Annotated in this window: 13 protein-coding genes and 2 pseudogenes; 13 read left to right on the top strand and 2 right to left on the bottom strand. The window is 48.0% G+C overall.

Going from position 1 to position 13,304, the window contains the following annotated elements; translation table 11 throughout:
• Positions 1–285: 285 nt before the first annotated feature.
• The 13 genes and pseudogenes from AOA63_RS08820 (at position 286) to AOA63_RS08775 (ending at position 11,046) form a co-directional block, all read left to right on the top strand.
• On the top strand, positions 286–1,752 hold the full coding sequence (locus tag AOA63_RS08820) for a spore germination protein (protein ID WP_242848304.1): 1,467 nt from the start codon (positions 286–288) through the stop codon (positions 1,750–1,752).
• 2 nt (positions 1,753–1,754) lie between these two features.
• Positions 1,755–2,816, top strand: a complete 1,062-nt coding sequence (locus tag AOA63_RS08815) for a hypothetical protein (protein ID WP_053959345.1) — start codon at positions 1,755–1,757, stop codon at positions 2,814–2,816.
• Positions 2,783–3,961 (top strand): GerAB/ArcD/ProY family transporter, encoded by a 1,179-nt coding sequence (locus AOA63_RS08810; RefSeq protein WP_053959344.1) that lies wholly within the window; start codon positions 2,783–2,785, stop codon positions 3,959–3,961. The genes AOA63_RS08815 and AOA63_RS08810 overlap by 34 nt, the downstream gene beginning before the upstream one ends.
• Before the next feature lie 394 nt (positions 3,962–4,355).
• Positions 4,356–4,508, top strand: coding sequence for a hypothetical protein (locus AOA63_RS19750; RefSeq protein ID WP_171822664.1), 153 nt, complete (start codon positions 4,356–4,358; stop codon positions 4,506–4,508).
• Positions 4,509–4,794: 286 nt separating this feature from the next.
• On the top strand, positions 4,795–6,324 hold the full coding sequence (locus AOA63_RS08805) for an RNA-directed DNA polymerase (protein ID WP_053959343.1): 1,530 nt from the start codon (positions 4,795–4,797) through the stop codon (positions 6,322–6,324).
• A gap of 135 nt (positions 6,325–6,459) precedes the next feature.
• Positions 6,460–6,606 carry a hypothetical protein gene (locus AOA63_RS08800; RefSeq protein WP_171822663.1) on the top strand — a complete coding sequence of 49 codons (147 nt, stop codon included), beginning with the start codon at positions 6,460–6,462 and terminating at the stop codon, positions 6,604–6,606.
• Between the two features lie 136 nt (positions 6,607–6,742).
• Positions 6,743–6,961, top strand: a pseudogene (locus tag AOA63_RS08795) (IS256 family transposase); the annotation flags it as partial.
• A 317-nt stretch (positions 6,962–7,278) separates the two neighbouring features.
• Positions 7,279–7,416, top strand: coding sequence for a hypothetical protein (locus tag AOA63_RS20035; RefSeq protein ID WP_206742823.1), 138 nt, complete (start codon positions 7,279–7,281; stop codon positions 7,414–7,416).
• 103 nt (positions 7,417–7,519) lie between these two features.
• Positions 7,520–7,705: an integrase core domain-containing protein gene (locus AOA63_RS18925; protein ID WP_082343849.1), complete on the top strand. Its 186-nt coding sequence runs from the start codon at positions 7,520–7,522 to the stop codon at positions 7,703–7,705.
• A 398-nt stretch (positions 7,706–8,103) separates the two neighbouring features.
• Positions 8,104–8,391: a hypothetical protein gene (locus AOA63_RS08790; RefSeq protein WP_053959340.1), complete on the top strand. Its 288-nt coding sequence runs from the start codon at positions 8,104–8,106 to the stop codon at positions 8,389–8,391.
• 15 nt (positions 8,392–8,406) lie between these two features.
• Positions 8,407–9,174, top strand: coding sequence for a hypothetical protein (locus tag AOA63_RS19335; RefSeq protein ID WP_139061534.1), 768 nt, complete (start codon positions 8,407–8,409; stop codon positions 9,172–9,174).
• A gap of 583 nt (positions 9,175–9,757) precedes the next feature.
• The gene (locus tag AOA63_RS08780; protein ID WP_053959338.1) at positions 9,758–9,955 is read left to right on the top strand and encodes an aspartyl-phosphate phosphatase Spo0E family protein; all 198 of its coding nucleotides are present in this window, start codon (positions 9,758–9,760) and stop codon (positions 9,953–9,955) included.
• 509 nt (positions 9,956–10,464) lie between these two features.
• Positions 10,465–11,046 carry a helix-turn-helix domain-containing protein gene (locus tag AOA63_RS08775; protein WP_053959337.1) on the top strand — a complete coding sequence of 194 codons (582 nt, stop codon included), beginning with the start codon at positions 10,465–10,467 and terminating at the stop codon, positions 11,044–11,046.
• Between the two features lie 401 nt (positions 11,047–11,447).
• Here the strand turns inward: AOA63_RS08775 and AOA63_RS08770 are convergent.
• Together AOA63_RS08770 and AOA63_RS08765 are read right to left on the bottom strand one after the other, a co-directional pair.
• Positions 11,448–12,164: pseudogene (locus tag AOA63_RS08770) on the bottom strand (MFS transporter); the annotation flags it as partial.
• A 314-nt stretch (positions 12,165–12,478) separates the two neighbouring features.
• Entirely contained in the window at positions 12,479–13,225 is a 747-nt protein-coding gene (locus AOA63_RS08765; RefSeq protein ID WP_053959335.1) for an AAA family ATPase, read from the bottom strand.
• Positions 13,226–13,304 lie beyond the last annotated feature (79 nt).

Genomic DNA, 13,304 nt, shown 5'->3' with positions numbered 1-13,304 from the left:
TGATCCGCGGTAATCCTTCGAAAGAGTTTGAGACATCGCCGGCATGGCTAAGATGCTGTTCTTTACTTCTGGATAGAACTTAACCAGTAACAGCATAAATCGGCCACACTTTGGAAAGGATTCTTTTATGCACAGTTCATTTTACGGGTAGGAGGTTGAGGTGCTCTGGACCCATCTCATGTTAAAGCGGTAAAACATATTCAACAAGCCGCGTCCCGCCTGCTCGCAGAGATTAATGCCTGGAATCCCCAGGTTCCTGATGGCATTGCCAAAGATATCACGGCGGTGGAAAAATATTTAAAAGAGCAATTACTAAAAAGTCCAGACTTCATATCGCGCATTATCAAAACCGCACGAGGCGAACGGGTTTTGATAGCGTACATTGACGGACTCGTTGATACCACCATGGTCGATCAAGATATTATTAGTCCTTTATTAAAGACCACGGTTTCCTCATCATCGTGGAATCACGAGTCTTTGCATACCGGACATGTGAGCCGGGAATCGCGGTGGGAGAAAATTTGGCCCAAGTTGTTGTCTGGAAACACCATCTTAGTTCCTGAAGGATCTGCATATGCCTGGATAGTGGATACGGTGAAATATATGCAGCGCTCTATTGGACGTCCCGAAACGGAGGCGTCCATTCGTGGGCCGCAAGAAGCGTTCAATGAGGTGGTCCTCACGCAAATGAATCAGATTCGCCGCCGCCTGCGTGATAGCCGACTCAGCTTCCAAGCGCTGCAATTGGGACATCTTGATCATCATCAGGTCATTGTGGCAGCATTACGCGGCGTGGTCAACCCTGGTTTGTTGGAAACGGTGTTGTACCGCCTAAGGCGCATCCGAATTGATGCAGTACCTAATGCGACCCAAATTGGTAGCCTCATCCGTGACCATCCTTACAGCATCTTTCCGACCTTGCGCTATAGTGAACATGTCGATTTTGTCGTATGGGCGCTAGAACAAGGCAAAGTGGCGGTTCTGGTGGATGGGGATCCTTTTGTGATAATTCTGCCGGCAACGATGTGGGATTTTTATAAAACCCCAATGGATTATAATTCGTCGTGGTATGATGCCTCGTTTGTACGTTTTATTCGGATGGCAGGGTTTTTTGTTACGTTGTATTTTCCGAGCCTTTACATTGTGTTTACGACCACCAATCAAAATTTAGTACCCTACCAGCTTTTGACGACCATCATGGGCAGTCACATTGGCTTGCCCTTCCCTCCTGTTTTAGAAGCGGTGGTCATGATTTTTGTGATTGAGATCATTCGGGAGGCGGCGCTTCGTTTACCCAAGGCATTATCCACCGTTCTTGGCACCATGGGAGCCATTGTGGTGGGGACGGCAATCGTGAAGGCCGGCTTTGTGAGCAATCAAATTATCGTTATTATGACCGTCACCGCGCTCAGTTTTTACTCGGTTCCGAGCTACGAATTAGTCGGGACGTGGCGCCTCGTGAATTTTCTTTTGTTAGCGGCTTCCCAGCTTTGGGGATTATTTGGGGTATTATGGGTGTCATTGGCTTTAATTGTAGAGTTAGACAGCATGGTATCATTTGGCGTGCCTTATTTGTCGCCGGGAATTCCTATCAATTGGCGAGATCTTAAAGACAGTATTGTACGCTTACCCTTGGCCCTTTGGAAACGACGTTTGAGTGCGGTGCGACCCTTACGTTTTGTCTGGCGCTATCCCCTCCGAGGAAAAAATATGCAACCGCGGCTCAAACGCCATCAAGTGAAGGCGCGATGAGAATGCGGTTGTGGTGGAAAATACTGGTGATGGCTACGGCGATGATGCTATTGCCTGGCTGTGGTACGGTGGCAGGCATTAGTCAAACCGGCATTGTGTTAGCCCTTGCCGTGGATCCTGGTCCAGCCGGGCAATATACGTGGAGCTTTATGTTTCCGAATCCGACTATCACGCCGAGTAGTGAGTCCAGTATTAAACCCTCTGAGGAATTTTATGTTTTGCAGGCTCAAGCACCGAGTTTAACGCAAGCGGTGGAGGATGTGAGCACTCTAACTGATCGTTATGTTTATTTGGGGGATGTTCAATTTGTTGCGCTAAATGTTCAATTTCCGGCTCCAGATGTGGTGCATTTAATTCATCTTCTCATTAATACCGGAGAATTTCCGCCACGGGCCTGGGTTACGATGGCATCGCCCTCGGCTAAGGCGGTACTTAAAACATCGCCACCGGAAGAAGTTGTCCCCACGGTGTTTCTCTCCAATTATTTCAGCTGCCATGTTTGCCACCCTGTGCAGCTCGAAACCCGCGTGTGGCAGGTCTGGGACGATTTATTAGTGCCGAGTCATACGGCGGTGATTCCGTGGAGCATGGCTCACGACAGGACACTCATGGTCAACCGCTCGGTATGGCTAACCCCACAGCAAGTAATCAGATGTAGTCACAGTCAAACCATCGACTGGGCCATGGCCATGGGGAAATATGACAAAGGGGCCTTGATGCTGCCCGGTGGCAAAGAAAACGGGTTTGCCGAAAGTCTTCGCCTGTCCTCGAGTCGCCAGATTACCCGCGTGCACTACGGGGTGATGGCTAAGTGGAATCTCACCTTGAATGGACATTGGGAGGCCGTCGGAGAAGGTGATCGCGAACAGCGTTTAAATCAAGAAGCTGAACACCTCGTGCTGCATCATATTTTGGTGCTTTACCAATGGGCTAGGAAGCATCATGCTGATCCGTTTGGAGTGAGAAATCAAGAGGTATGGACGTCTTTTGCCCCGTCGTCTCAGATGCCACCTTTGGAGGTGACAGTTCATTGCCGCATCACGCCTACCGCACGCACCGGATAAAGTTGTCGGTGGGTCTCGAACCCATGGGTATTTTTGAATATGCGACCGTGTTGATTGCAAGCTATGTGGCGGGAGGAGTGTACGTCTGGCCCAGGAGTCTTTGTCTCATCGCTGGGTCCAACGGCATATTAGCGTTAATTCTAGCAGGATTGTGGGGACTCTTCATTTTGGGAGGTGTGGCCTATTGGGCTTCTTTAACACCGGGAAAGACCGCCTATCAAAAACTCGAAATGACGGGGGGGAGATTTTGGAGTGTCCTGATTGCCGGGATGGCCGGAATATTAACGATGACCTATATTGCGGCCATCGGGGCCTTATATATTACCGTCTTAACGACGGTCGTGATTCCGGGACACCGGGCATGGGCATTAGGCGTTATTTTGATGGGATATATTTTTTGGTTAGGAACGCGGCCTCCGATCTCGGTGATTCGATTGTTTACCTTAACGATTCCCGGTTTGACGCTGTTAACGTTGATTACGGTGGGATTAGGTTTTGAAAATATGCAATTTCCCAACGCCTTACGCCCGCATGTCCCGGTTCAATGGGCCAATGTGTACGAGGCCACCATTTCCGGCACTTATTTTTGGGTACCGATCCTGCCCCTGGCGACGGCTGTCGGTTTGGTGCGAGGACGGGTCTCGTCGAAAGTGATGCCGACTACGTTATGGACTGTGGTGATACAAATTTTTCTCTTACTCCTCTTATATGGACTCGCGGTGGTGACCCTTGGACCTGAAGGGGTAGCCCATGCCACCTGGCCCATAGTGTTTGTGTTTGAGAATATTGACCTATCGAACTTCTTTATAACCGAAATTGGATTAGGTGTGGCCATTATTTGGACCGTAAGCTTTATTGGTTTTATTGCTTGGCATGTCTGGCACCAGTCGCTTTTGATTGAGCATCTGTGGAGAAGAAGACCTGGGGGTTTCAACCCATTTGTTGTCGCGTTGATCATTGCGGCCGCCGCCATAGCGGTATTGCGTCTTAGTTTGAATCCCGAGACTTTAGAGGCTTTTTTACTCGATACTCTGGCACCCATTAATTTTTGGTTTAGTACTCTTTGGGTTAGTATCGTCGTGATTCTTACGCTGCGGAAACGCCGGCATCTCCACCATGTCCCGCATTCCCAGTCAGATGTCTAGGTGAAAAATACAGACAATGCATCTTTTCCAAGGCACGGTCATCGTATTGAGACAATCAACCCTTGTTCGAGGTTGTTTACCGCATTGACCGAGATACGAGACAGAGGATAGAAGACTAGGGATGTTTGTGCGTTTCTTCGCTCTTCCTGCGCACAGGTAACTTCTATGGTAGGGTAATAATAAGTATGAGGAAATTTTGTCAAAGCCTCTTGTTGGGCTAAATCTTTCGAGAAGGCAGAGCCACTTAAGCCTGATTTAGGGGATGGCTATCTTGGGATCCGGTATGCGTCATGATTTGTTATGGGGAACGTGATCTGCATGACCGGATCGACACAAGCCATGTTGGCACGGATCTTCTCTTAAGGTGATAGAGAGATAACGGGGGAAGGGCCAAATGCATGTTGACACCTCACAGGGAATCGTCATGGTCGATGTTTATGGCCACAGCGACGAAGTCTTGGTGCTATTGCACGGCTTAGGCAGTGCTCGCACCACATTTGCGGGAATTGTGCCCTTTATGCAGGACTATCAGCTCGTTATCGGCTAGCTTAGCTGCCGCTAAGTGAAATATCGTGGAGCTCCGTGGTGTAGGATGAACAAAATTGGTGGGGGTTGTTCTCCTGGGATTGGGGATCATCTTAGTTGCTGTCTTTCCACTGTTGTTTAAAGCCAGACGGCACAATACTCGGAATAACACACAGGCGGGTCCGCGTCCAGTCAGTGGACACTGGATTGATTTGATAAAATGTGATAAACGTTTAAGTATAGTTCATTCCCAACACAATTTTAGCCCGTGAAAGATGCACATGGACTAGAAATCAACGGGGGAATACATGAAACTTAACGCAGATTCTGTAACTTGGGCTTTCAGTCATCTCGTAAATTTTAATGATTCTGATTTGTTTCCCAAGCCTGTGGAACTGGATATCGTGGCGCAATATGCCGAATCTACCAGCATTATTTCGGGATTAGACCTGGAAAATTTGGATCCTAATCCACATCGAAGATTTATCGTACCGAAGGATGACCTGTCCTATAGAATAGCAACGCAGTTAGACCCTTTGGATAGTGTGATTTTGGCTGCCCTCATTTATCAGTTTGGACAAAATATTGAAGACAGGAGAAGGTCGATATCTGAAAGATTCGTATTTAGCCACCGATTTAAGCCAGATGATAAGGGAAATTTTTATGATGACTCGCAGTCTTGGAACGCGTTTTGGGCACAATGTTTGAGCTATTCCAGGTCACATTCCTATGCCGTTGTAATGGATATTGCCGATTTCTACAATCAAATCTACCACCATGTTATCGAGAACCAATTAATCAACAGTGAGTTCCCTAACCAAGCAGTGAGATGGCTGTTGCATCTCATAAAAAGTACCACTGCCCAAGTATCAAGGGGGATTCCCGTTGGACCTCATTCCGCTCATATGCTGGCCGAAGCGTCCATGATTCCTGTTGACAACAGCCTTGCTGCGCGGGGCTACATTTTTTGTAGATACGTTGATGATATTATCGTCTTTTGTAACAGCGAGATGGAGGCAAAAGAAGTGGTGCTGGAAATGGCTAATATTCTTGATAAGCAGCAGAAATTGCTGTTACAAAGGCAAAAAACTAAGATAGAAAGCCAATCAGAGTTTCAGCAACGTTGTGCCAAAATGCTTGAAGACAGACCGATTAACGACTTAGAGAAGAATCTGCTCGAGATCTTCAAAAAGTATACTCGCAACAATCCGTATCGGAGATTACGGGTCAGCGATTTGTCCTCTAATGACTTAAAAGCGTTCGATAAGGCAAGTATTGAAAAAATCTTGAGTGAATATCTTGAACCGCGTGAGCCAGATTATATTCGACTCAGGTGGTTCATCAGACGTCTGGCTCAAGTTGGCCACCCGGCAGCCGTCGATTATTGCATCAAACACATGGACTCCATGGCTCCAGCCATGAATGAAATAGCCAACTATTTTGTATCAGTAGGTGGTTATCAAGGAGATTGGCTGTCCATTGGAGAGGAACTTTTAGCGTTATTGGATCACCCATTAATCAAGAAAAATGACTATCTTCAACTGTCTGTTCTTTCGCTTTTCAACAGAAGGGTTGAAGTAAATCACTTCGATAAATTGATTCGCAAAGCTGACTCGTCCATTGCCAAACGAGAGCTAATATTGTCCGCATGGAAGAACAACTACGCGGATTGGATCAGAGAACAAAAAGAAAACTTCCCAAGTATGGATCCGTGGACGAAACGAGCTTTTTTAGTGGCGGCCCAAACTCTTCCTGCCGAGGAGAGAGGATTTTTTTATCGTTCGGTGCATCCTGACACCTTAGATAACATCATAATAAAATGGATTAAACAGTCCTAAGATGTCTGCTAGTAATGCTGTGGGGATTAAAGGGATTTAAGTTACAGTGCCAATTATGAACCATGCGCCCTCTTTAGTGGGTTAAGGAGGAGCCTAGTGCACTTTTCGTTCGGTTACTATGAAACAAGCCCATGTGTGAAAAACTACCTCGTATCACAGGACTGGGCGGTCAGCGCTTTGGGTTGGGTGCCTGATGTGGCGCATGGTGCCCACAACTGTCCGGCAGCGCCCGATGAAGTCATTCTGAATACGCCTCCGATCCTTTTAGCCAGCCGGTGGTGAACAAGGACAGCACCCTAGTATCGTTGAAGGCGGTTCGACCCCGCAAGTCTAGACAAGTTATCGATCGCTGGTCCCGGAGGCTTGCGAGCCATGGTTTATGGCAGACCAGGCCAAAGGGTTATGGCGCAAGGCACGAAATGCCATGGAATCGATTAACAGTCCATGCTGCACCCATGCGCAGAATGTCAAGCACTGGACCAACGGGCAACAAGTTTTACGTTGGTTGGCATCGGCCAGCTTGTTCATCGGGGACACCTTGACGCGAATCCCGGGATATCGTGAGATGTCCGTGTTGCAACAGGCCTTAAAAGCCCACGTTTCTCAAAAACCCGACCGAACCGAGGAAATGGGTTAAATCTCACGAAAGGATGCGCTAGCGAATTTCCACGACGTATGGGACAACCTCCAATCGTCAGGATGCCCGTGGTCGGCGTGATCGGACTCGACGACGCCGATTGGCGACGATGAATTGTGCTAAATTTGGACAAGGAAATGCCTCCTTTCATTTCGAGGGGAATTGGGCTCTGTGTGTATTCGTGCCAAGGGGTAGCCATCCTCTTTCTGACTCATCCATGCGGGATCGACGATTTGGCGCGCCCCCTGTAACAACACTACCCGGGGTGTCGTCTGTGCGGTGGCAGGCTTCTGGGACGAGACAGTACTCCGACCACCATGCCAAAGTCGGTAGCTGGTTTGACGATTCTTCTCGGGTGTGGGCATTCCACATCTCTGGGGCTGTTCTCGCTGTCACTAGTGACACCGGAGGTGGGTGGCGGGCATGGTCTTCTGGTTACGTCGGGAATGGCTTGACCGCGAAACGCCCTGGGCCCCGAGTGCGAATCCCACCCGTCATGAAAGCCTCAAAAACCTTATTTAATTATCCACAACCCGAGATGATAATATCAGGAGCGGAATGGGGCCTCGTCCCTGGCCAGCATTTAACTACCTGCACGACTATTTCTCGCTGCGGGAAGCGCGCCAAGGGTTGGATCGCTACTTCCCGTTTGACAACCACGATCGCCCCCATCAGGCATTAGGCTACCGAATGCCTGCCGAGCGGTACCCGCTTCACGGAACCGCCGATAGCGGTCCCCCCTAGCACCAAATCCCTCGTACCATGTTTCGGGACTCATGAGCAGCTTCCGGCTCCTTCGGATGCCGACGCTGCTCATGAGTGAGTGGGTAAAAATAGACTAAGCAAAGGAGGGACAGTCGTCACACTTGGGGATATAAAAGTCTGCCTTGACAATGGGGTCCACTATACTCATCTAGAAAGAACAAAGCCTTGGCATGACAAAAGATCAATCAACAATGGATGTTGGTCATCACGAATCAGGACGGCAATTTGAGCCGTTTCGCGTTTTCTAGTGGTTTGGATCGGCATGGGTCCTGCGTGGCATTAAAAAGCTGGAAACAAAAAAAGGAGAGTCGATGATGCTGTCGAATTTAGTCATTTATGAGAACGATGCTTCAAATAGATGATGAGGAGATCGACATATGGTGCGATTTAATTGGTTTGGGGGCGGAATAATGGCGTTGTCCCTAATCTTGAGCGGCTGTGGCTCCGTCTCCACACAGGCGCACTCTGCTTCGCAAGCCCCCGTAGCGCCTTCTTCACAAGTCTCTGGAGGACATAGCGCCGTACATATTGTGGTCCAAAAGTCACAAGGTCATTTAACCGTGAGGCTTTTGACCTCGCATGCTGTGCCTGCAAAAGAATCGGCAAAATTACAGAGTGCCGTGAATCAACTAAACCAGTTGTTGGAGCAGTTACAAAATCCTTAAGGAGAGGTGAATTTTATGAAAATAACCCCTTTAGTCGCGGCATTGATGTTGTCCGTGATCGCTACCGTACCGGTCATGGCAGCGGGTCACAGTTCCGGAAATAAGCCGAATCACACATCGTATGGTGCGTCTTCCTCGGCAGCGCCGACAATGCCTAGTAATAGGAGCGTGCCGTCTTCGAGCCCGTCTAGATATGCATCATCCCCGTCTCGTGATGCTTCACAGTCTTCGTCGCCCTCCTCGCATGGGCAAAACACGTCGTCTTCATCAAGTCGACCAAGTCAAGCTTCCTCTCTTCCAACGCAAGCCACATCGCTGCCTAGTCAGGCTCGACAACATGCAACAATGTCATCCAAGCAGGGAGGACAGTCTGCAATTGTGTTAGCCGATGTTAAAGAAATGCGAATACTACAAGATAAAATCCGAAATGCTCGCCAAAATTACGTGACAGCAATTAAAGCCTATATTAAGGTTTTGTCAGGGAATTTATCCGGAGGACAGACATCCATTCAAACAGCTTTGAGCCAACTCCAAACTATTAACACAACTCTTGCCCAAACGGTCAAACGCGAGAAAACTGCCCAAAATGCATCGGCGTCAGTCGGTAATCACTCTAGCTCCCAGGCACTGTCTCAAGTTATTGCAATGTTTCAAGCTGAATTGACGGCCTTGACGCAAGCGACTACGCAAGTTCAGTCCTTAACCGCAAGCTTGAGTAGTACGGGCACCTCAACTATTCCCAGTGCCGCCATGAGTCCAAGCCCAACAACGCCTTCCTCTTGAACCTCTTCCGTCTAAAGGACGGAGATTCTAAGGGAACCACTATGGCTGCGTCGACGGGTCGTGAGACCCCGGGAGTATGCCTCCGGATTCGCCACCGTTTATCCCACCAGAGACATCAGCGGGGTTCAGCCGCTCCTACGCCTTGGCGTTCCCCGGAGGGGAACGCCAAGGCGGAACACATTCGACGGCGAGCGGGACGAGGTGCATTGGCTCATTGCTACCCCGCCTACGGTCGTGATTTCTCGACTAGTGAACAGCCTCTAGAGCTCCGGATCCGTCAGAATCGCTATCCGCGCAGGGGTCGAGCCCTGTGGGGCGATGCCGCGGGTTGCCGAGTTATTTTGCGCGATCGGCTGGTGGAGTCCCCCTCTTCATCATTCGGCAATCCATCGAACAACCGGGGACCCCGGATTGACCCCTACAGAATCAGCCCCTGATATCTCGGCCCTTAACGACGGAGTTTTACGGCGCATCTGATAAAATATTGGAGTGAAATCCCTACATCTTGTCGTGACCAAGCATCAATTGACAAATTTCTCCATGCAGCTGCGGTACAATGCAAAGATAAGGAGGAAGAATATCTGTGACAGCAACTGAGTGCCAGCAAATTTTGCGGCGAATTGCAGCTCTTCGACAACAGTTATTGGATGTCGCATCAGATTCTGACATGTTGACAGATCCGCAAGTGATTGCGTGCTCACAAGCCTTAGACCGTGTGATAGAAGAATGGTATCTGAAATCGTCTTATGACTGTGAAAGGCAGATACGTTTATCGTCATAATCAGACGCTGATATTCTAACTAAGAATGAGTTAGGATAATGTCTAGTAACATTGGAGCATGGACCGTGTAAAATGTCTTACTGCGGCGAACAAATTGGCATGGCTTTAAAGACAGCAAGATTGAACAAAAGTGGTTTATAGGAAGCATGCGATGAACGCGCAAACAGATTGGGGGAATTCATTTTCTCGTTCTCTAGCCAGTTTGGTGATGGGCATACGTAAAAGGGTTGTCAAACAGGGGAGAATGGTTCCATGCCGCAGGTTTACCTAGAATTAAACGAAGTCGGAATTCTGCATCGCATGCATGATACTTACCCGCCTAGGTGGCGACGGGATGATGTATATAAACTGATCGTCGGTCCTCACGGACCGATTGCTTACGAAACTCCGTAATCAAAAATCTCTCTACGACCAGGACAATTTATTTTTTTAACCCAGACGATCCGCATCGACAGATTTTCTGTAGTGTAGACAAAGTCCTTGTGGAGTTTTCGCCGAGACTGCTCGACGTGATAACATCGCAGATTATGGGTCACTCTTATGTTAATGTGCGATTTCGCCATATACCGTCATTTAATAGACAACTCATCACAATGACCGATATGTTAATGGCGGAATTGAGTGAACCCCGTCCGGGACAACGCGTTATGCTAGAACATTTGGCATGGCAATTTTTCATAGTGACAGTGCGAGAAACTCAGTGGCATGGGCTTGATAGTGAGTTAAAGGTTAATAAGCCGGGCATTGAGAAGGCCCTTTCCATGATGAGAGATGGCTATCGTGATCATTTGAAGCTCGATAATATTGCCCAATCAACTGACATGAGCAAGTTCTCGATGATTCATCATTTTAAAGAAATTACAGGACTTACACCTTATGAATGGCTTCAACAATATCGACTTGCCCGTGCTTGCGATGAATTGCTGAATACACGACGGACGGTATTAGATATCGCGTTGGACCACGGCTTTAGGAGCATATCATCGTTCAATCGGATATTTCGCAGAACTTATGGGTTGTCGCCGGCTGAGTGGCGGCAACTTCACCAAAAGAACGTATATTCCAACAATGATCATAATGCTGAGACCTGAGATCTCAAACAGGAATGAAACCGAAAAGAATCGGGATAAGAATCCGAAAACGAGTAGGGATACCGTATTGGAAAAATACAGCAGCATAGCTGAGAAACTAAATCCCCGGCCTTTCATGGTATCGGGGACATTATCTTGAAGCATGAAAACCCGGCTAAGGCTGGCGATAGGCATCCCCGCCCCTACGACCATCGTGAATCCGGTGATGAGGACGTCATACGGTGTCATACCAATGCCACTAAGACCCATACCCCATAATGTTGCTCCGATCATGTAATGCATGATACCAAAGGTATTGAATCGCAACGGGAGCAATAAGCTGATGATTATGGCGGTTGTGGTGAAACAAATGAGCCACAAGCTGTATAATTTGGAACCATGGTGAAAGATCGATTCGGCTCTCAGCAGTAAGCCGATTTCCCACACCCATGTATTGAAAAAACGACGAATGAAGTCGCAATAAAGAGATTGCGCAAATCTCGTGTTTTCCAAGCAAACTTCGCAAACTGGGCAATCGGTTCATATACCGTCATCACGACATTGCGAGAACGAGATGTTGATTGCGGAGGTCTGTCCATCGGCGGAATATGGAGAAACAAAATAAGGCCGGCAGTGAGAAAAAAGGTGACACTATCTGCCGCAAAGAATGCTCTAAAACCTATCCAGTGTAACAGAAAGTACACCGCTGCTGGACCGACAAGTTGTGTTCCTCTCGCACTGAGATCTACGAGACTGTTGGCGGGAACTCTGTCAGGAGACGAAATGAGCATCGTTAACATCGCGCGAGATGCGGGGTTGTAAAAGCAACCGGCGGTCTCAATGAGAAACGTAATGATAAGAATGGAGAAGTAGGTGAGTCCGTGTACTGCATAGACCATCGTAGTAGCGACAAGAATTGTTCCTTGAACCCCGTCGAGAAAGATTAAGATCGTTTTCTTCACCCGTTTATCTGCTGTGATGCCGCCAATAAGACCAAATAAGACATAGGGGACGGTTTCGGCCAACGCTATGCCCGTTGTGTCTATGCCGGAGTGCGTAAAATTGTATACCAGGAGTAGGAAGGCGATCCGAGATATGCTGCTACCAGCTTTAGACACAACGCGACTAGCCAATAGAGAACAAAATAACGATTCTGCAGAACGGTTTTATACATATGCGCATCTCCATATCCCGTACGATAGGGTGACGGGCGATGCGGCTCTACTCACATATTGTTGGGCAAGTTTGCAATATGTGCACAGATGTCTGAGAACGATAGGAATTATTAAGGGGATTTAGGGAAGTTAAAGGTCTTGTGCACAGTTTCTTGAATCACGGATCTCGATACCTGTTCTGGAAGCTAAACGCGGTTTCAAATCTTTGGCCCGTTACATGCTCAACAAGAAGATGATTTTTGCAATCGGTTTAGAATCCGGTCGATATCCTGTCATGGTTAGTCCTGATTTTCCTTAAATAATTCGCGAAGAATCCGATCGCGGTGCGTTAAGAATTGCTTGGTGATGATGAAATGGTCGGTGTCTTCGTACCGAATCGGAGCGAGAGGCGCTTGATCAAAACTCAAAATGGTGGCATGGGGATAGCCCAACAAGATGGGAGAGTGCGTGGCAATAATGAACTGCGATTGTCCAGCTTGTTCATGGTCCCAAAGAATGCGCAACAAGGCAAGTTGTCTAGCTGGCGACAAAGCGGCTTCCGGTTCGTCAAGTAGGTATAGAGCACGCCTGCGGCCTTGAAAATGGTGGGTGAAGAGGGATAAAAATGATTCACCGTGGGATTGTTGATGGAGAGATTTGCCGCCATAGGCTGCGTACACATTGTCACTCATATCGTCTTTTGCTAGGGTATCAATATATGATGAAAAATTGAAAAAACTTTCCGCGCGCAAAAAGAATCCGCTCGTTACTTTGGGCATCCATGATAGACGGATGTAGTGATGTAATGATGATTCGCTATCGGCGGTCGAAAAAATATGATTACGGTTTCCCCCTTCGGGATTAAACCCAGCTTCCTTGGCTATGGCCTCAAGAAGTGTCGATTTACCTGAGCCATTTTCACCAACGAAAAATGTCACAGCGGTGCGAAAAGAGATGCGGGATAAACCCTGAAATGCGGGAAGATTAAATGGATAAGTATCGGTGTGGGATGGCCAGTTCCACAATTGCACCTCTCTTAAAAACATGCAAGATCTGCCTTTCTCTGGGATTGTCTGGTGGCACCGGTTTGGTAACAGAAAAACACTTTCATCAATTAATTACATC

The sequence above is a fragment of the Sulfobacillus thermosulfidooxidans genome (assembly GCF_001280565.1).
Classification (GTDB): domain Bacteria; phylum Bacillota; class Sulfobacillia; order Sulfobacillales; family Sulfobacillaceae; genus Sulfobacillus; species Sulfobacillus thermosulfidooxidans_A.
This window is presented reverse-complemented; position numbering and strand designations above follow the sequence as displayed.